Here is an 18,933-nt window from a genome sequence, read left to right as displayed (position 1 = left end):
GTAGACTCGGCGGGTGCACGGCCCGTCTCGATCCGAGTCCGACGTCCATGCCCCGCACGCGCCGCTGACCGAGTACTACGCGGACGAGAAGCAGCGGCGGGGGTTCGTCAGCGACCTCTTCGACGAGACCGCGGGGGACTACGACCGGATCGAGCGGATGATGGCCCTCGGCACCGGCCCCTGGTACCGGCGGCGTGCGCTCCTCCGGTCGGGGCTCGTCCCGGGGATGGAGGTGCTCGACGTCGCGACTGGCACCGGGCTCGTGGCCGCTCAGGCCGCCGCGATCACGGGTCGATCGGTCGTCGGTGTCGACCCGAGCTTCGGCATGCTCCGCTCGGGCTCGAGGCCGAACGAAATCGTCGCCGTGCGGGCGGCCGCCGAGCGCCTGCCGTTACCGTCGGACCGGTTCGACTTCTTGAGCATGGGCTTCGCCCTCCGCCACATGTCCGACCTCGCGGCGGTGTTCGCCGAGTTCCACCGGGTCATCAGGCCCGGCGGAACGGTCTGCGTCCTCGAGATCACCCGCCCGGAGAGCGCGCTCGGGCTTCGCGCGCTCAAGACCTACATGAGGCTCGTGATCCCGGCGTTGGCGCGGGTCGTCGGCCGGCATCGCGACACGCCCAAGCTCTACCGCTACTTCTGGGACACGATCGAGGCGTGCGTGCCGCCGCAGGCGGTCATGGCGACGTTGACACAGGCCGGTTTCGCCGACGTGAAGCGCACCGTCGAGATCGGCATCTTCTCCGAATACACGGGGCGCAAGGCATGACCGAAGAGACCGCGGTTCTCATCCTCGGCGGCGGGCCGGTGGGCAGCGCGGCGGGGATCGTCCTCGCCTCGCGCGGCGTGCCGGCGATCCTCCTCGAGTCCGACCGGCACCCGAGGTTCCACGTCGGCGAGTCGATGCTGCCGCACGCCCTGCCGCTCTTCGACCGGCTCGGTGTGCACGACACGGTGCGTTCGCTCCCGCGGACGATCGTGAAGCCCGGCGCGTCGTTCGCGAATCACGACGGGACGCGGAACGTGATCTTCTGGTTCGACGAGGCGTTCGCGCCCGCGCTGCCGCATGCGTACAACCTCAGCCGCGACGAGTTCGACGGTGCACTCTTCCGGATCGCGGGCGAGCGCGGGGTGGACGTGCGCGAGGGGTGGAAGGCGGTCGCCCCCGAGTGGGACGGCGACCGGCTCAACGGCGTCCGCGTGCGCACGCCGCAAGGGGACGAGCGGACGATCAAGGCCCGCTGCGTCCTCGACGCGACCGGTCAGGGCGCGTTCCTCGCGACCCGCATGGGGTGGAAGAGCGTCTACCCCGACCACAAGAAGCTGGCGATCGTCGGCCACTACGACGGCTGCTTCCGGCCCGAAGGTCGCGAGGCGGGGAACATCGTCATCACGATCACGGAGTCGGGGTGGTTCTGGTTCATCCCCTTCCGCGACGGAGCGACTTCGGTCGGCGCCGTCCTCGATGCGCGCCGCTTCGGGGCGATCGAGGGCGGCCTCGAGGCGCAGTTCGATGCGGCCGTGGCGGCCACCCCGGACGCCGCGCGGCGACTCCAGCACGCGACCCGGACGATCCCCGCCGCCGCCGTCCAGAACTTTTCCTTCAAGGTTTCGCGCACGCACGGCGACGGCTTCGCGATGGTGGGTGACGCCGCCGGCTTCCTGGATCCCGTCTTCTCGACCGGCGTGTACATCGGGATGACGGTCGCCGAGAGGGCGGCGCACGACGTCGCCACCGCGATCACCGCGAAGGGACGCGTCGACGCCGCCGACACCGCGGGCGCGGCGGCGCTCAACAAGAAGCTGCAGCGCCTCTTCTTCAGCCTGATCCGCTCGTACTACGACCCCGACTTCCTCGCGTTCTTCTTCCACCCCCGCCACGGACTTCAGCTTCCTGCGGCGGTCGTCTCGGTCCTTGCGGGCGATGTGCTCCGCGACGGCGCCTGGAAGACGATCGGGCGGTTCCGCGTTCTCCAGGGACTGGGGAAGGCGCAGCGGATCGCCCGGAAGTTCGGCCGCCCGATCGTGCCGCCGCTCGACGGGTCACCTGGAGACGTTCGGCTCCAATGAGGGGACGGGTACCCAGATGAGAAAACTACTGGTCCTGGGCGTTCTCGCGCTCGCTTTCCTCGGGTACCGATCCGCTCGCGCCGAGGACATGTCGGGGAACGTACAGTTCTTCGTCGGCCAGCGTTGGCTCGGCGACGACTGGAAGCCGGTGAATCAGCCGGCGATCTTCGGCGTCGAGGTCGACTTCGCTCCGACCTCCTCGCCAATCCGCGTCGCGCTCGCGACGATGATCGCGAGCGACAGCGGGACGGCGGTCGCTCCCGTCCTCGGCCATGTCGGCGACGTCAACGTCGCCTTCTTTGAGATGTCCGCCGGATTCCTCTGGGTGCCCGTGAAGAAAGGCGTCGCACGCCCCTATCTCGGCGGCGGGGTCGTCCTCATGGGGGCGGGCTTCGGCAAGGACTGGAACTTCTGGGACTCGGGCAGCCACGACCACTCGTTCGGCTTCTACGAGAACGCCGGCGTTTACTTCAAGGTCGGCGACACGTTCAACATCGGCATGGACGGGCGCTTCGTGCAGGGCACGAAGTTCACGTTTGCCGGTCAGGACGTGAACGCGAATTACGAGCAGGCGAGCCTGCTGCTCGGGTTCTCGTGGGGGAAGTGATCTAGAACGGCTTTACGCCTTCGTACGACCCCGCCGCGAGAGCGTAATGCCAGATCTCGTTCGGCGAGCGCGCGAACGCCTTGTCGAACAGAGCTTCCGCGTGGGCGCGGTCGCCGTTCAGGTTGTACCAGCATCCCACCCGGAGAAGGCCGCGATCGTCCTCCGGATCCATCGAGATGGCGCGCTCGTAGATCGGCTTGGCCTTGTCCCACTCGCCGGCGGTGGCGTACACGTCGCCGATCCGGTAGAGGTCGCTCTTCGCGACCTTGCCGCCGATCACGCCGTCGAAGATCGCCTGCCCCTTCGCCTTGTCACCCGACAGGTAGTAGACGCGGCCCACACCGATCCGCTCCCATGAGCCGTCGCCGGCGATCGTCTCGGCACGCGCGAGGAGCGCGGCAACCGCTTCCTTCGGCTCCTTGCCGGCGTAGTAGGCCTTCGGATCGAAGACGGTCTTGGCCGCGTGGACGGCGAGCCCACCGAGCACGAACGAAACGAGAGCGACGACGACGGTTCTCTTCATGACGCCTCCTGGACGTAGGCGCGCAGTCTATCCCCGCGCTCCTCAAAGTTGGCGAACGGACCGTAGCTCGGGGAGGCGGGGGAGAAAAGCACGGTGCGTCCCTGCGGCGTGAGGCGGCGCGCCAGGGCCACCGCGTCCGCGAGGTCCCGCGCGGCGTGGAGCCGGCTCGCGGCGGAGGGGTCGCGGGCGAGGACGGCCTCCTTGATCCTGGAGCCGGTCTCCGGAACCAGCACGACATTGGGGATCGCGCGCGCCAGGAGCGCCTCCGCGAGCGGCGCGAAGTCGAAGCCGCGGTCGGTGCCGCCGCCGATGTAGGTCGCGACCTCGCCGCCGAACGCCTCGAGCGCCGCGACCGCGGCTTCCGGCGCGGTCGAGATCGAGTCGTTGATCCAGCGGATGCCGCCGTGGAGGCCGAGGTCCTCGAGACGGTGGGGGAGTCCCCGGAAGTCCGCGAGCACCTCCTCGAGGTGAGCGGGGCTCGCGCCGAAGAGCGACGCGGCGGCGAGCGCGGCGCACGCGTTGGCGCGGTTGTGAGGCCCGCGCAGGAGCATCCGGACGTCGCTGAAGAGGACCTCGTCGCCGCGGCGGAAGGCGCCGCCTTCGAACCGGAACCCCGAGCTGCCGCCGTAGGCGACGTGGCGGGCGGGACCGAACGGGAAACGGCGCGCCAGCTCGAGGTCGCCCGCGTTCCACACGGTGACGTCGTCGGGTCGCTGCGTCGCGGCGATGCGCAGCTTGGACGCGTAATAGGCTCCGGCATCGCCGTGCCAATCGAGGTGCTCGGGGAAGAGGCGCGTGATCACCGCGACCGAAGGGCCCAGCGTGAGATCGTGCGTCTGGTAGCTCGACATCTCGTAGACGACGACCGGCCGCACGCTCACGGCGTCTTCCAGCACGTCGAGCGCCGGACGCCCGATGTTCCCGACGAGAACGGACGGGACGCCGGCCGCTTCGAGCGTGCGGTGGATCAACGACGCCGTCGTCGACTTTCCCTTGCTGCCGGTCACGCCGACGACGGCGAGCCGCTCGCGCCGGGCAAGCGCGACGAAGATCGCGGTCGCGCTCGTCACGGGTAAGCCGCGCGACGCCGCCGCGAGGAGGAGCGGGTGCGACGGCTTGATCCCCGGGGACTTGAGGACGAGATCGAGGCCGTCGAGAGCGGCGGAATCGCGCTCGTCGATCCACGGGACGCCGTCGGGCAGATCGGCGGGGCGCGCGGCCGCGATGACGCGGACGGCGAGGCAACGCCGCCTCAGGAGCCAGGCCACGCTCGCGCGTCCTTCGGCTCCGTAGCCGAAGACCCCGGCGCGCGTCTCAGTGCCGAGCGAGATAGCCATCGAGTGCCGCGAGGAGCGCAGGGGAGAGCGCGTGATCGTCGCCGCGGGCGAGGGCGCGAGACGTCGCGCCGGCCCAGTCGATGTCGCGAAGGGTCAGCTCTTCGTGGAGCGCCGTCATGACGCCGTGCGGCAACGGCCGTCCCGCCTCCTTCGCGAGCTTGAGCGCGACTGCGCTCTCGTCGGGGGTACCGACGCACTCGAACGGCTTCATGCCGCGCAGGCCGAGCAGCTCCTCGACGTAGGACACGTTCTCGGGATCTGCGAGCGGGTCGCCGCCGAAGAGGCGGTGGTAGTCCGTCTCGGAGAGGAAAGGCCGCGCCATGAGCGCGACGAAGACGCACTTCGCGCACGCGAGGCACCACCGCGCGGGCGCGTCCGCGGTCTGCCGGAAGTTGCGGTTGCACGAGCTGACCGCCTCGAAGTACGCAGGATGCGTGGTGAACGCCTTCGTGATTCGAAGCTCCGAAAGCGGCCGCAACAGGCTGACGTAATCGAGGGTACCGCCCGTGTGGCGCGAAAGCCACGCGCGTGCCGCGCGCTCGAACTCGAGCGACTTGCTCCACTGATGGTTGACGTCGAGCCCGTTCCAGATCGTATTGCCGGAGGAGGCGCTCGCCTCGTTCGAGGCGATGACGGCCTGGCGGCCGCCGAGCGCGGCGAGGAGGAGCCCCGCGAACGCGAGATAGGCGCTGACCGGCACGTGCCCGTTCCACGCGCCGGAGGCGTTCAGCTCGAAGAGCTTCGGGTCGAGCGTCCGCTTGGCCACGTGGTGCGTCGTCCCGGCGACCACCCCCGACCGGGCCGTGGGCTCCCACGCGCGTCCGATCGTGAGGAGATCGTGGTCGATGCCGCCTTCACGGAGCGCCTCGTGCGAGACGACGGAGTCCTTCCCGCCGCCCCAGAGGAGGAGCGTTTCGCCGGATGGTTCCGCGGTGGAAGGAGCCGCCGTCTTTCGCTCCCCGGAAAAAGGAGCGAGGCCGGTCGGATCGATGCCGTTCCGGTAGAAGAATTCCGCGAGTCCGGCCGTGTAGACGCGGTTCCAGAACGCGGCGTCGTCTTCGGACAGCGGATCGCCCGGGACGACGATGCGCGGCGGGAGGCAGGTCTTCCAGTACGACGTGCCCGCGGCGAGATGGAGCGCGGCGAGGAGGCGAGGCGCCCACGCGCCGTCCCGCAGCGGTCCGAGCGACGGCGGAATCTCGAGCGTCTCCTCGAGATCGACCCGCGCTAGGGCCGGTGCGACCAGCGCGTAGCCCAGCCGCACGCGACGCCCGTCGATCGCGCGGTGGGTCAGCTCGAGGGTGTCGTAGGGCAGCGGCCGTCGCTCGATCACGAGCGAGGAGTCTAGCGCGCGGCGTCGAGCCAGGCCTTGATCCCCTCCGCGAACGCCGGGTCCGCCCAGTCCTGCGCCCCCTGCCGCTCCTCGAGCACGCCGCCCTTCCCGTCGACGACGTAGGTCCGCGGGACGCGGAACGCCGGATCGATCTTGCCGGCCACGCCGCCCTGCGGTGCGCGATAGGAGTGGAGATCGACGCCGAGCGTCTTCTGGAAATCCGTGATGCGCTTCCCGTCTTCCTCGCCTTCGACCGAGACGAGGACGACCTTGCCGGTGCCCGCCTTCTCGATCGTGTCGCGGAACTTCACGAGCGACGGCAGCTCGGCGACGCACGGCTTGCACCACGTCGCCCAGAAGTGGACGAGCGTAGGGCCGCCCACCGCCTTCGCGAGCTCGATGCGCTTGCCGTCGGACGACATCACGCTCATCGACAGCGCCGGGCGGTCCGGCTCGGCCGGGGCGCTGCATGCCGTCGCCGCCCCGGCCTTCGCCGTCGCGAGCGAGCGGTCCATCGCCGCGTCGAAGCCCTCTTCGTGCGCGTAGTACCAGACGTCGGTCACGGTGCCCGACGGCGAGACGAAGAACGTCGTCGGTGTCGAGATGCTCCGGTACGTTCGGGTGACGACGCCGTCGGGGTCCTCGACGACCGTCCACGAGATTCCCTGCGCCTTGATGTACTGCTCCGTGATCGCACGGTGCGAGGGCTGCCCGGCCTGGTCCTTCTTGATGATCGTGACGCCGACGATGTCCGCGGCGTTCGGGTGCGCCTTGACCCACTTGACGAGCTGCGGCACGTCGACCTGGCAGTGCTTGCAGGTCGACGACCAGAACATGACGAGCGTCGGGCGCCCGTTCCCCTTTCCGGTGAACGCGTAAGGTGCGCCGGTGCCGAAGGTCTTGCCGCGGAACGGCGGTGCGCAGTGCCCGACGAGCTCCGAGCCCGGGTAATACGGGAACATGCGCTGGATCTGCGGGACCTCGGCCCCCTTCGCCACCTGCTGCAGGACGTCGCTCGCCGGCTTGTTCCCGCCCCCCGTGATGAGGAGCTGATCGGGGCTCTTGATCTTCGCGACGACGAGCTGCCCCATCGCGGAGAACACGGCGACGTTCGGCACGTCCTCGACGGCGAGGGCCTTGCTCACCGCGAACCCGTCGTCGGCGAGGAGCGGAAGCGACGCGGGAACCTCGAGCATCGCGAACCGCTCGACGAGATCCTCGTCTTTCTGGTCGTCGCGCTTCCCCGCGACTGCGTACACCTCGAACGCCGGATAATCCTTCGCGAGCGCCTGCGCCATCGACACGAGGGATCGCTCGGACCAGGCGAAGTTCGGCGCCCAGAAGATGAGCGCGACCGGCTTCCCCTTGCCGAGGCGTCCCTGGAGGTCGAACGGGGCGGCCTTCCCGCCGTCGAGCTTCCGGAGAGGACCGGCGAGCTTGTACGGCGCGGGGGGCGCAGGCTTCTCGTCGGCGTAGGCCGGAGGAACGAGGGAGAGGCCGGATGACGGACCCGAGGGCGTCTCGGGCACCGCCGGCACCGTCGGGCCGCCCTCCTGCTCGATCCGATGGCGCTCCGCCGCCGCCTGCGCCTTGACGTGCGCGCGAAGGGCGCGATCGCCGGCGACGGTGATCCCGAGGAGCACGACGAACGCCGCACCCGCGCGAACGACGGCGGGCCGGAACCGGCGGAGATCGTGGAACGTCGCCGCGACGAGCGACTGGGGCGAGCGGCGCGCGGCGAAAGCCGAGAGGATCGGGATGGAGAGGTTCACGGCGTAGAGCCTCATGCACCACAGGCAAAGGTACCCGACGACCGTCTTCGAGACGACGAAGAGGAACGCCGAGTAGGCGACGCAGAGCAAGCCGATCGTGAACACGTGGGCGAGGACGGCGGGATTGCGGCGGCAGACGGCGAGCATGCCGAGGAGGAGCAGGTACGTCGGTATCGCGAACGCCGCGATCGGCACGCCCAGGACCTCCGAGAAGCCGCTCGAGTTGACGACGTCGCAGTTGATCGTCTCGGTCTCGGGGCAGTTCGCGAGGCTGAGGGTCGCGTCGCCGTAGACGTGGTTCTCGTGATGGACGGCGAGATACCCCGCGATCGCGACCCCCGCGAGGAGGAGCACGGCGAGAATCGCCGCCACAAGGGGCCTGGGGGCTGCATCGGCCACGTCGCGGGAGATTACGCCCAAACGGCCGGGCGCGCGAATCAGTCGACTTTGAGGATGGCCAGAAAGGCGTCCTGGGGGATGTCGACCCGCCCGACGCGCTTCATCCGTTTCTTGCCTTCCTTCTGCTTCTCGAGGAGCTTGCGCTTACGGGAGATGTCGCCGCCGTAGCACTTCGCGAGGACGTTCTTGCCCATCGATTTCACGACCTCGCGGCAGAGGATCTTGCCGCCGATCGCCGCCTGGATGACGACCTCGAAGAGCTGCCTCGGGATCAGCTCCTTCATCTTGGCCGCGAGCGCCCGGCCCTTGATCTCCGACTTGTCGCGGTGGCAGATCACGGAGAGGGCGTCGACCGGCTCGGCGTTGACGAGCAGGTCCATCTTGACGAGCTTATCGGCGCGGTATCCCGCGAGGTGGTAGTCGAGCGAGGCGTAGCCGCGCGACCCCGACTTGAGCTTGTCGAAGAAGTCGAGGACGACCTCGTTGAGCGGCATGTCGTACTCGAGCAGCACGCGCGTCTTCGAGAGGTAGCTCAGCTTCTTCTGGATCCCGCGCCGCTCGTCGCAGAGCTTCATGATGTTCCCGAGGTACTCGGGCGGGCTGATGATCATCGCGGTGATGATCGGCTCCTCGATGATCTCGATGTTCGCCTGCGGCGGCAGCTTGCTCGGGTTGTGCACCTCGAGGACCTCGCCCTTGGTCGTCGTCACACGGTACGACACGCCGGGCGCCGTCGTGATGAGGTCGAGGTTGAACTCGCGCTCGAGGCGCTCCTGCACGATCTCCATGTGGAGGAGGCCGAGGAACCCGCAGCGGAACCCGAAGCCGAGCGCCCCCGACGACTCGGGCTCGTAGCTGAACGACGAATCGTTCAGTCGGAGCTTCTCCATCGCATCCCGGAGATCCTCGTATTGCGCCGAGTCGGTCGGGTAGAGCCCGGCGAAGACCATCGGCTTGACTTCCCGGAAGCCGGGGAACGGGTCCGTCGTCGGGTTCTTCTCGTCGGTGATCGTGTCGCCGATCTGGCAGTCGCTGATCTTCTTGATGTTCGCGATGACGAAGCCGACCTCGCCGACCGACAGCGTGTCGCGGACCGTCGCCTTCGGCGAGAACACTCCCATCTCTTCGATCTCGTACGAGCCGCCGGTGATCATGAGGCGGATCTTCATCCGCTTCTCGAGCGTGCCGTCGACGACGCGCACGAGCATCACGACCCCGCGGTACGGGTCGTACCAGGAGTCGAAGATGAGCGCCTTGGGCGGCGCCTCGTACGACCCCTTCGGGCTCGGGACGAGGGTGCAGATCGCCTCGAGGATCTCGTCGATCCCGATCCCTTCCTTCGCCGACGCGGCGATCGTGTGCGCCGTGTCGATGCCGATGATGTTCTCGATCTGCTCGCGCACGCGCTCCGGCTCGGCGCCGGGGAGGTCGATCTTGTTGAGGACCGGGATGACCTCGAGCGCGCCGTCGACCGCGAGGTAGGTGTTCGCGAGCGTCTGCGCCTCGACTCCCTGGCTCGCGTCGACGACGAGCAGCGCCCCCTCGCACGCGGCCAGCGAGCGGCTGACCTCGTAGTTGAAGTCGACGTGCCCGGGTGTGTCGATGAGGTTGAGGATGTAGTCCTGGCCGTCCTTCGCGCGATAGCCCAGGGTGACGGCGTGGGCCTTGATCGTGATGCCGCGCTCGCGCTCGAGGTCCATCGCGTCGAGCATCTGCGCGGTCATGTCGCGCTCGGCGACGGCTCCCGTCCGCTGGAGCAGACGGTCGGAGAGCGTCGTCTTCCCGTGATCGATGTGCGCGATGATCGAGAAGTTGCGGATTCGCAGGGACTTCATCAGGAAGAGCGCCCCGGAAAGTGGCTCAGTATAGCAACGGGGCGGCAGTGGCCGGGAAGTCGACAGTTAACAGTCAACAGTTCACAGTTCCGGAACTGTCAACTGTCAACTGTCGACTGTGAACCTTCAGGACGTCTTCTTCGCCGTTTCCATCTTGGCGACCGTGACGTTGCCGTTCTTGTCGACGGTGCCGGTGACCGCAACCTCGTGGCCGACGTTGGCCAGCGCGAGCTTCTGGTCGGAGAGGCCGTAGGTCTTGCCGTCCACGTAGAGCACGAGCTTGGCGCCGTTCTTCTGGCACATCTTGATGCAGTCGGCGCCGGCGGCGTTCGCGTTCTTCGCGCCGCAGTCGTCGTCGACGACCCAGCCCTTCAAGGTCGTCTGTCCGGCCGGCTCGCCGGCACGCGCGGGCGCGGCAACGAAGAGGGCGAGGGCGACGAGACAGGCGATCGAGATCAGTTGCTTCATGGAGCCTCCTGGCGACCGCAATGCGGCGCGACGCAGGGGAGATTACGTCGGGACGTCCGGATTAGCCACTGATCCGGTACATCACCCGCCGGTTGCGCCGGGGCGCCGACAGGAGCGCCTCGAGGCTCGTCTCCCGGAGGAGACCGGTCATCCGCTGCTGGACCTCGAGCCAGACGCCGCTCGCGGGGCAGTCGTGCGAGAGGGTGCACCGCTCGGGATCGGGGGAGCAGTCCGTAAGCTGGATCGGGCCCTCGATCGCCTCGACGACGTCCAGGAGGCTGATGTCGCCGGCGCCGCGCGCGAGGCCGAACCCGCCGTGGACGCCGCGCGCCGAACGGAGCAGTCCGGTGCGGACGAGCTGCCGGAGGATCTTCGCCATGAAGCTCGGAGGGATTCCTTCGGCGAGCGCGATCTCGTCCTTGAGCGCCACGCCACCGTCGGGGAGCGAGCCGATGTGGATCATCGCCCGTACCGCATAGTCGCCTGCGCGAGTCAGTCGGAGCGCCATGAGTCACCCACCTCTCGGGGCCTCGGGAGTAATTTCCTTTCGAGACCCGGATGCTCGGTTATAGAACTCCGCGCGCACCTTGGAAAGGGATTTACGGACAAATTCGGTCCGATGCACGGACGCCCGCGGACGTATTCTGTCCGCAATGGAAACCGACGTTCGCAAGAATCCGGGGCTCCTCAAGCTCGACCTCTACTGCCGAGGCGCGCGCATCGACGACTCGGACGCCGTGGAAGAGCACGGCGGGCGCAAAATTCTGAGGACCCGGGCGGGTCTCGGCTCGGGGCTCGAGGTCATCCTGCCGGGAGGCCTCTGGACGAACGTCCCGGTCGTCGAGTCGTTCGCCCAAGCGTCGCCCTACGTCTTCCGCTGGCGGGGGGATGCGCTGTGGCTCGACCACGACGCCGTCGGGCCGGTGAGCGCGGTGCAACTCTCTCCGCAGCCCGCCTGGTACAACCGCAAAACGACCTCGGGCAAACGGATGACCATGGTGGGGACGCTCCAGGGGACCTATCTGGGGGTCTATCCGTCCAAGGTCTGCGAGTACTGGCTCAAGCAGCCCGACAAGGAGCAGTGCAGGTTCTGCTCGGTCGGCCTCAACCTCGGCGCCGACGACGGCGACTCGAAATCGATCGAGGAGGTCGTCGAGGTCGTCCAGGCGGCCCGCGCCGAGTCCGGGATCACCTACGTCGACTTCAACACCGGCCACTACGACGGGGACACCTACCTCGACATCCTCGAGCCGTACATCCAGCGGGTCAAGGAAGCGACGAAGGTGATGGTCGGCGTCCAGACGCCGCCGCACCACGACCTCGCCCGCTACCGCGAGCTACGCCGCATGGGGGTCAACCGCGTTTCCTTCTGCTTCGAGATCTGGAACCGCGACCGGTTCGCCGCCGTCTGCCCCGGCAAGCACCGCGAGTACGGGCTCGACCGCTACCTCGAGGCGATCCGCTACTGTGCGCAGGAGGTCGGAACGACGGGCCGCGGCTTCGAGCCGTGGGTCGTCAACGGCGAGATCATCGCCGGGCTCGAGCCGCCGGAGGACTCGATCCGCGCCATCGACTGGATCGCGAGCGTCGGCGCCATCCCGACCGTGTGCGTTTTCCGCCCGCTCCAAGCCACCGACTTCGCCGACGTGCCGCCGCCCAAGACCGAGGAACTCGTCCCCGTCTTCCGCCGCCTCTACGAGGCGTGCATGACGAACGGCCTCCCCATCGGCGTCGCGGACAACGTCCACGTCTCGCTCGTGATGCTCCCCGAGGAGGCGCGCTGGCTCCAGCACGACCCGCGCCGTTTCTGGGCCGGCGAGCTCAAGCTCAAGCTCATGCGGAAGGTGTTCGCCGCGCAGCTGCGGAGAGAGCTCAAGAGAGGGGACAGCTTCCGAAACTCGGAGGTCCGGGCTACCGCCTGAGTTTCGGAAGCTGTCCCCTCACCCTCACCCTCACACGCCCATCACGTTGTAGCCCGCGTCGACGTAGAGCGTCGATCCGGTGATCCCCGACGCCATCGGCGAGCAGAGGAAGAGCGCGGCGTCGCCGACCTCGCGCGCCTCGATGTTCCGCTTGAGCGGCGCCGTCTTCTTGTGATGGCTCGCCATGCTCGAGAACCCCGAGATGCCGCGCGCCGAGAGGGTCGGGATCGGACCGGCGGAGATCGTGTTGACCCGGATGTTCATCGGGCCCAGCTCGAAGGCGAGCTGGCGGGTCGCGTGCTCGAGCGCGGCCTTGGCGCTTCCCATGACGTTGTAGTTCGGGAAGACGCGCTGGCTCGCCTGGAAGGTGAGCGACACGATCGACCCGCCTCCCGCCGCCTCCATGAGCGGCGTGGCGCGGTTCGTGAGGGCGAGGAGCGAGTAGGCGCTGATGTCGAGCGCCGTGTGCCAGCCGTCGCGGCTCGTGTTGCGGAAGTCGCCGTCGAGATCTTCGCGACGCGCGAAGGCGATCGAGTGGACGAGGATGTCGAGACGCCCGTCGTTCGCCGCGGCGATGCGCTGGAAGAGCGCGTAGATCTCGACGTCGTTCGTGACGTCGCACGGGAACATGAGAGTGCCGGGGCGCTCGGCGGCCAGCTCGGCGACGTTCTTCTGGAGGCGCTCGCCCTGATACGTGAGGATGAGCTTCGCACCGGCGTCGGCGAGCGCCTCGGCGATCGCCCAGGCGAGCGAACGTTGGTTGGCGACTCCGGCGACGAGCGCGACCTTGCCTTCGAGATCGATCGTCCTCATGCGGGGCGTTAGGGTACTCCCATTCACGTGCCGAGCTTCCACTGGGCGTCGGCGTTCACGTCCCACGGCGCGACATCCCCGCGCTCGAGGTGAAGGAACGCCGCCTCCCCGATCATGGCGGCGTTGTCGGTCGTGTAGCGGGGCGAGGGCGCGTAGACGCGGAGTCCCTCGGCGACTTCCGCTTCGGCGAAGGCGCGGCGCAAGCGGCGGTTGCACGCGACCCCTCCGGACAGGAGCACCGTCGGCACCGACTCGCGCCGGCACGCGGCGAGCGTGGTCGCGACGAGGGTCTCGGCCACGGTCCTCTGGAACGATGCGACGAGGTCGCGGACCGCGTCGGTCGCCTCGCCGCCGGACGGGCGCGCGTGCGCGAGGCCCAGCTCGGTCGCGCGGATCCTCACGGCGGTCTTGAGCCCGCTGAACGAGAAGTCGAGCGACTGGTTCTTCATCGTCGCGCGCGGGAACTCGAACGCCTGCTCGTCGGCGCCGTCCGACAGGCGGTCGATGACCGGCCCGCCGGGGTAGCCGAGGCCGAGAAGCTTCGCGACCTTGTCGAACGCCTCGCCGGCCGCGTCGTCGCGCGTGCGCGAGATCGGCCGGTAGACCGCCTCCTCGGGGCAGAGGTAGAGCGCCGTGTGCCCGCCCGAAACGACGAGCGCGATCGCCGGGAACTCGATGCCGGGATTCTCGAGGAACGGCGAGCGCACGTGGCCTTCGAGGTGGTTGATGCCGAGGAGCGGGAGGCCTCGCTGCCAGGCGATCGCCTTCGCCGCGCAGAGGCCCACGAGGAGCGAGCCGACGAGGCCGGGTCCGCGGGTCACCGCGATGGCGGAGAGGGCGTCGAGGCCGCCCCCCGCCTGGGCCAACGCCTCCACGATCACCGGCCCGATGCACTCGACGTGGCGGCGCGACGCCAGCTCGGGAACGACCCCGCCGTACTTGGCGTGGATCTCGTCCTGAGACGCGACGACGGAGGAGAGGACGTGGCAGCGGTCCTCGACGACGGCGGCGGCGGTCTCGTCGCACGAGCTTTCGATCGCGAGGATCCGGGCCATGGCCGCGCATGGTAGCGCCGCCTGTGCGGTCCCGGTCGTCGTGGTCTCCGTTCAGCGCAGGAGAGCGGCGAGCGAGGCCTCGTAGGGCGCGCGCGCGATCCCGCGCTCGGTGACGATCGCAGCGACGTAGCGCGCGGGGGTCACGTCGAACGCCGGATTCAGGACGCCGACACCCGCGGGCGCGATGCGCGTCCCGAAGAGCTCGGTGACCTCCGCGGCGTCGCGCGACTCGATCGGGATCGCCTCGCCGTTCGGGCAGGCGAGGTCGACCGTGGAGACCGGCGCCGCGACGTAGAACGGCACGCCGTTCTCCTTCGCGAGGACCGCGGCAGAGTACGTTCCGATCTTGTTGGCGACGTCGCCGTTCCGCGCGATGCGGTCGGCGCCGACGACGACGAGGTCGATCGCGCCCGAGCGGAGAAGGCTTCCGGCCGCGCTGTCCGCGATGAGCACCGTCTCGATCCCGTCCTGCATCAGCTCCCACGCGGTGAGGCGCGCGCCCTGCAGGAACGGCCTCGTCTCGTCGGCGAGCACGCGGATGCGCTTGCCCGCTTCCACCGCCGCGCGGATGACGCCGAGCGCCGTTCCGTAACCGGCGGTGGCGAGCCCGCCGGCGTTGCAATGCGTGAGGATCGAGGCGCGCTCCGGGACGAGTGTCGCGCCGTGACGCCCGATGGCCCGGCACGCCTCGAGGTCTTCGTCGTGGATTGTCTGCGCTTCGCGCTCGAGACGTGCGGCGATCCCGGCGTCGTCCGCGCCTTCGCTCCGTGCCCGTGCGGCGGCGGCCATCATCCGGTCGAGCGCCCAGGCGAGATTGACCGCGGTCGGCCGCGCGGCGCGGAGGACGCGCTCCGCCTCCCTGAGCGCGGCGTCGCCCTGCGGCGCTGCGAGCGTGAGCCCGAAGGCGGCGGTCACGCCGATCGCCGGCGCGCCCCTCACGACCATCGCGCGGATCGCGCCGGCGACTTCCTCGGCGGTCCGGAGGGTCACGTAGTCCGTCACGCCCGGAAGGCGCCTTTGATCGAGAAGGCGCACGCCTTCCGGCGTGCGCGCGACGGTCGTGAACATGGCCGGATTATAGGGAGCGGTCGCTATACTCCCGTCGATGGCCCGCCCGAAGGATCGCCTCGAAACGACCTCCGGCATCCCGATCGAACCGGTCTATACCGAGGCCGACGGTGAGGCGCGCGATCCAGCCACGATCGGGCTCCCCGGCGAGTTCCCGTTCACCCGCGGCATCCAGCCGTCGATGTACCGCGGGCGCCTCTGGACGATGCGGCAGTACTCCGGCTTCGGCACCGCGAAGGAGACGAACGCGCGGTTCCACTACCTGCTCGAGCAGGGCCAATCGGGACTGTCGGTCGCCTTCGATCTCCCGACGCAGATGGGGTACGACTCGGATCATCCGATGGCGGCGGGCGAGGTCGGGAAGGTCGGGGTCGCGATCTCGTCGCTCGAGGACATGGACGAGCTGCTCCACGGCCTCCCGCTCGAGCGGATCTCGACCTCGATGACGATCAACGCGACGGCGTCGATCCTCCTCGCCCTCTACGTCGCCGTCGCGAAGCGGCGCGGTGTCGAGGCGAGCGCGCTCTCGGGGACGATCCAGAACGATCTCCTGAAGGAGTACATCGCGCGCGGGACCTACATCTTCCCGCCCGAGCCGTCGCTCCGGATCACGACCGACCTCTTCGCCTGGTGCGCCGCCGAGGTGCCCCGCTGGAACACGATCTCGATCTCCGGCTACCACATGCGGGAGGCGGGAGCGACGGCGGTGCAAGAGGTCGCGTTCACGCTCGCGAACGCGATCGCCTACTGCGAGGCGGCGATCTCGCGCGGCCTTCCGTTCGAGACGTTCGGCGGGCGCCTCTCGTTCTTCTTCAACGGGCACTCGAACTTCTTCGAGGAGGCGGCGAAGTTCCGCGCCGCGCGGCGCCTCTGGGCCCGGATCGTCCGCGAGAGGTTCGGTGTCGCCGCCCCCGAGCTGGCGAAGCTTCGCTTCCACACGCAGACCGCCGGCTCGACCCTCACGGCGCAGCAGCCCGAGGTCAACGTGGTGCGCACGACGCTGCAAGCGCTCGCCGCGGTTCTCGGGGGCACGCAGTCGCTCCACACGAACTCGATGGACGAAGCGCTCGGCCTTCCCACCGAGAGCGCCGCGCTCCTCGCCCTGCGCACGCAGCAGGTCATCGCCGAGGAGACCGGCGTCGCCGACACCGTCGATCCCCTCGCCGGCTCGTACTTCGTCGAATCGCTGACCGACGCGGTGGAGGCCGGCGCGGCCGCCTACCTGAAGAAGATCGACGCACTCGGCGGCGCCGTGCGCGCGATCGAGCGCGGATTCCAGCAGCGCGAGATCCACGAGGCGGCCTATCGCTGGCAGAAGCGCGTCGAGTCCGGCGACGCCGTCGTCGTCGGTGTGAACCGTTACGTCAGGAAGGACGACCCGCGGCCGCCGGTCCTCAAGATCGACCAGGCCGCGGAGCAGAGCCGGCGCGAGCGGCTCGCGGCTCTGCGCAAGCGGAGGAACGCGCCGGCGGTGGAACGCGCCCTCTCGACGGTGGGCGAGCGCGCGCGCGGCGACGCCAACGTGATGCCCGCGATCCTGGACGCCGTCCTCGCCGACTCGACCCTCGGCGAGATCGCCGACCGCATGCGTGCGGTATTCGGCCAGCACCACGACACCTTCGCGTTCTGACGGAAATAAGGGGACAGCTACCGAATTTCAAGGGTGACAGGAACCAGGTTTTTCTTGCGCGCGCAGTTCGCGCGTAAGAAAAACCTGGTTCCTGTCACCCTTGAAATTCGGTAGCTGTCCCCTTATTTCCGTAGAATCGCATCGATGGCGCCGCTCCTCGCGATCGAGAACCTGCACGTTCGCTACGACGATCCGCGCGGCGAGGTGCGCGCGGTCGACGGGCTCGATCTCATTCTCGAAGAGGGTGAGACGTACGCCCTGGTGGGCGAGTCGGGGTGCGGGAAGACGGCGACGGCGTACTCGGTGCTGCGCGTCGTCGAGCCGGGCCGCATCACCGGCGGCAAGATGATCTTCGGCGGCCGCGATCTCATGGGCTTGACGGAGCGGGAGATGCGGCGCGTGAGGGGAGCCGAGATCGGCCTCGCCTTCCAGGAGGCGGGCGCCGCGCTCAACCCGGTGCTCAAGATCGGCACGCAGGTCGGCGAGTCGCTCCGCATCCACCGCGGCCTCTCGCGGAAGGACGCGTGGCGGGAGGCGGTGCGCCTCCTCGGCGAGGTGGCGCTGCCGGATCCGGAGCGGCAGGCGTCGTCGTACGCACACGAGCTGTCGGGCGGCATGAAGCAGCGCGCCATGCTCGCGATCGCGCTGTCCTGCCGGCCGCGCCTGCTCATCGCAGACGAGCCGACGAGCGCGCTCGACCTCACGATTCAGGCGCAGATCCTGGCGCTCCTCCGCACGCTCAAAGCCGACCGGCGCCTCACCGTGCTCCTCATCACGCACGACTTCGGCGTCGTCGCCGAGATCGCCGACCGCGTCGGCGTCATGTACGCGGGACGTCTCGTCGAGGAGGCGCCGGTGCGTGAGATCTTCGCGCGGCCGCGGCACCCGTACACGCAGGCGCTCCTCGCCGCGATTCCCGAGGATGCCGGGGACGGGCGCGGAAAACGCCTCCGCGCGCTCGCCGGCCAGGTTCCGGACCCGGTCGCGTACCCGGCCGGCTGCCGGTTCCATCCCCGGTGCCCGGAGGCGTTCGCGCCGTGCGGCACGATCGAGCCGCCGAACGTCGATCTCGAGGCCGGCTGTCGCGTGGCGTGCCACCTCTACGGGAGGGACGCTTGAACGAGGGGCCGCCGCTCGTCCAGGCGCGCGGGCTCGTCAAGTCGTTCACCGCGAGCACCGGTTGGCTCGGCCGCCCTGGCCCGGCGCTCCGTGCCGTCGACGGGGTCGATCTCGAGGTCGGGGCGGGTGAGACGCTCGGTCTGGTCGGGGAGTCCGGCTCCGGGAAGTCGACGACCGGCCGGCTCATCGTGAGGCTCGCGGAGCCGGACGCCGGCGCGATCCGCTTCGACGGGGTCGATCTGCTCGCGCTGGCGGCGCGGCCCCTGCGGCGGATGCGCCGCCACTTCCAGATCGTCTTCCAGGATCCTTACGGGGCGCTCAACCCCCGGATGAAAGTCGCCTCGCTCGTTGCCGAGCCGCTCACGATCCACGGCATCGGCGCCTCGCGCGCCGAGCGGCGCGAGCGCGCCGCCCTCCTCCTCGAGGAGGTCGGCCTCGACCGCTCGGCCCTCGACAAGTACCCGCACGCCTTTTCCGGCGGGCAGCGCCAGCGGATCGGGATCGCGCGGGCGATCGCCTGCGAGCCCCGATTCCTCGTCGCCGACGAGCCGGTGTCGGCCCTCGACCCCTCGATTCAGGCGCAGATCGTCAACCTGCTCGTCGACCTTCAGCGGCGCCGGGGGCTCGCCTATCTCTTCATCGCGCACGACCTCCGCCTCGTCCGGCACGTCGCGCACCGCGTCGCGGTCATGTACCTGGGGAAGATCGTCGAGGAGGCGCCCGCGGAGGACCTCTACCTCGCCCCGAAGCACCCGTATACCCGGGCGCTCCTCGAGGCGACGCCGCGCCGGTCGCCGGACGCCCCTCCCGCCCGCGTGCTTCCCGGCGAGCCTCCTTCGCCCCTCAGGCCGCCCTCCGGCTGCCGCTTCCACCCGCGCTGTCCGCTCGCCGAGGCGGTCTGCCTGCGCGAGGAGCCGCCGCTTCTCGCGATCGACGACCGTCGCCGGGTCGCCTGTCACGTCGCCACGCGGTAGGCCGCCGT

The 18,933-nt window shown here is 69.4% G+C and carries 17 protein-coding genes; 7 read left to right on the top strand and 10 right to left on the bottom strand.

The window, feature by feature from the left end; all coding sequences use genetic code 11:
* Positions 1–13: 13 nt before the first annotated feature.
* The 3 genes from VFV19_00300 to VFV19_00290 are packed head-to-tail and all read left to right on the top strand — an operon-like array spanning position 14 to position 2,677.
* A complete protein-coding gene (locus tag VFV19_00300) occupies positions 14–769 on the top strand; it encodes a class I SAM-dependent methyltransferase (GenBank protein ID HEX4822731.1) in 756 nt (251 codons plus the stop codon).
* Positions 766–2,070, top strand: coding sequence for an NAD(P)/FAD-dependent oxidoreductase (locus VFV19_00295; protein HEX4822730.1), 1,305 nt, complete (start codon positions 766–768; stop codon positions 2,068–2,070). Before VFV19_00300 ends, VFV19_00295 begins: the two co-directional genes overlap by 4 nt.
* Positions 2,071–2,086: 16 nt before the next feature.
* On the top strand, positions 2,087–2,677 hold the full coding sequence (locus VFV19_00290) for a hypothetical protein (GenBank protein ID HEX4822729.1): 591 nt from the start codon (positions 2,087–2,089) through the stop codon (positions 2,675–2,677).
* 1 nt (position 2,678) lies between these two features.
* On the opposite strand, the gene VFV19_00285 is transcribed toward VFV19_00290, so the two are convergent.
* From VFV19_00285 to VFV19_00255, 7 genes are all read right to left on the bottom strand, one after another.
* The gene (locus tag VFV19_00285; GenBank protein HEX4822728.1) at positions 2,679–3,200 is read right to left on the bottom strand and encodes a tetratricopeptide repeat protein; all 522 of its coding nucleotides are present in this window, start codon (positions 3,198–3,200) and stop codon (positions 2,679–2,681) included.
* A complete protein-coding gene (murD, locus tag VFV19_00280; GenBank protein ID HEX4822727.1) occupies positions 3,197–4,537 on the bottom strand; it encodes a UDP-N-acetylmuramoyl-L-alanine--D-glutamate ligase in 1,341 nt (446 codons plus the stop codon). Before murD ends, VFV19_00285 begins: the two co-directional genes overlap by 4 nt.
* Entirely contained in the window at positions 4,515–5,870 is a 1,356-nt protein-coding gene (locus VFV19_00275) for a hypothetical protein (GenBank protein ID HEX4822726.1), read from the bottom strand. The genes murD and VFV19_00275 overlap by 23 nt, the downstream gene beginning before the upstream one ends.
* Before the next feature lie 11 nt (positions 5,871–5,881).
* Positions 5,882–8,041, bottom strand: a complete 2,160-nt coding sequence (locus tag VFV19_00270; GenBank protein ID HEX4822725.1) for a redoxin domain-containing protein — start codon at positions 8,039–8,041, stop codon at positions 5,882–5,884.
* A 38-nt stretch (positions 8,042–8,079) separates the two neighbouring features.
* Positions 8,080–9,876, bottom strand: a complete 1,797-nt coding sequence (gene lepA / locus VFV19_00265) for a translation elongation factor 4 (protein HEX4822724.1) — start codon at positions 9,874–9,876, stop codon at positions 8,080–8,082.
* Positions 9,877–10,002: 126 nt separating this feature from the next.
* On the bottom strand, positions 10,003–10,344 hold the full coding sequence (locus tag VFV19_00260) for a hypothetical protein (GenBank protein ID HEX4822723.1): 342 nt from the start codon (positions 10,342–10,344) through the stop codon (positions 10,003–10,005).
* 61 nt (positions 10,345–10,405) lie between these two features.
* Complete coding sequence (locus VFV19_00255; GenBank protein HEX4822722.1) at positions 10,406–10,852, bottom strand: Rrf2 family transcriptional regulator; 447 nt, start codon at positions 10,850–10,852, stop codon at positions 10,406–10,408.
* Between the two features lie 145 nt (positions 10,853–10,997).
* Here VFV19_00255 and VFV19_00250 point away from each other — a divergent pair, with 145 nt between their 5' ends.
* Complete coding sequence (locus tag VFV19_00250; protein ID HEX4822721.1) at positions 10,998–12,266, top strand: radical SAM protein; 1,269 nt, start codon at positions 10,998–11,000, stop codon at positions 12,264–12,266.
* Between the two features lie 30 nt (positions 12,267–12,296).
* Here VFV19_00250 and VFV19_00245 read toward each other — a convergent pair whose 3' ends face one another.
* From VFV19_00245 to mtnA, 3 genes are read right to left on the bottom strand one after another with little or no spacing between them, the layout of a single operon-like run.
* Complete coding sequence (locus VFV19_00245; protein HEX4822720.1) at positions 12,297–13,079, bottom strand: enoyl-ACP reductase; 783 nt, start codon at positions 13,077–13,079, stop codon at positions 12,297–12,299.
* A 23-nt stretch (positions 13,080–13,102) separates the two neighbouring features.
* Positions 13,103–14,134, bottom strand: coding sequence for a tRNA (adenosine(37)-N6)-threonylcarbamoyltransferase complex transferase subunit TsaD (tsaD, locus tag VFV19_00240; protein ID HEX4822719.1), 1,032 nt, complete (start codon positions 14,132–14,134; stop codon positions 13,103–13,105).
* Positions 14,135–14,185: 51 nt separating this feature from the next.
* Entirely contained in the window at positions 14,186–15,202 is a 1,017-nt protein-coding gene (gene mtnA, locus VFV19_00235; protein HEX4822718.1) for an S-methyl-5-thioribose-1-phosphate isomerase, read from the bottom strand.
* Between the two features lie 37 nt (positions 15,203–15,239).
* Here mtnA and VFV19_00230 point away from each other — a divergent pair, with 37 nt between their 5' ends.
* From VFV19_00230 to VFV19_00220, 3 genes are all read left to right on the top strand, one after another.
* Entirely contained in the window at positions 15,240–16,832 is a 1,593-nt protein-coding gene (locus VFV19_00230; protein HEX4822717.1) for a methylmalonyl-CoA mutase family protein, read from the top strand.
* 144 nt (positions 16,833–16,976) lie between these two features.
* Positions 16,977–17,951, top strand: coding sequence for an ABC transporter ATP-binding protein (locus VFV19_00225; protein ID HEX4822716.1), 975 nt, complete (start codon positions 16,977–16,979; stop codon positions 17,949–17,951).
* Complete coding sequence (locus tag VFV19_00220; GenBank protein ID HEX4822715.1) at positions 17,948–18,925, top strand: ABC transporter ATP-binding protein; 978 nt, start codon at positions 17,948–17,950, stop codon at positions 18,923–18,925. Before VFV19_00225 ends, VFV19_00220 begins: the two co-directional genes overlap by 4 nt.
* Positions 18,926–18,933 lie beyond the last annotated feature (8 nt).

The sequence above is a fragment of the Candidatus Polarisedimenticolaceae bacterium genome, assembly GCA_036275915.1.
Lineage (GTDB): Bacteria > Acidobacteriota > Polarisedimenticolia > Polarisedimenticolales > DASRJG01 > DASRJG01.
The sequence above is the reverse complement of the archived record's forward strand: the minus strand, read 5'-3'. Positions and strand labels throughout refer to the sequence as shown.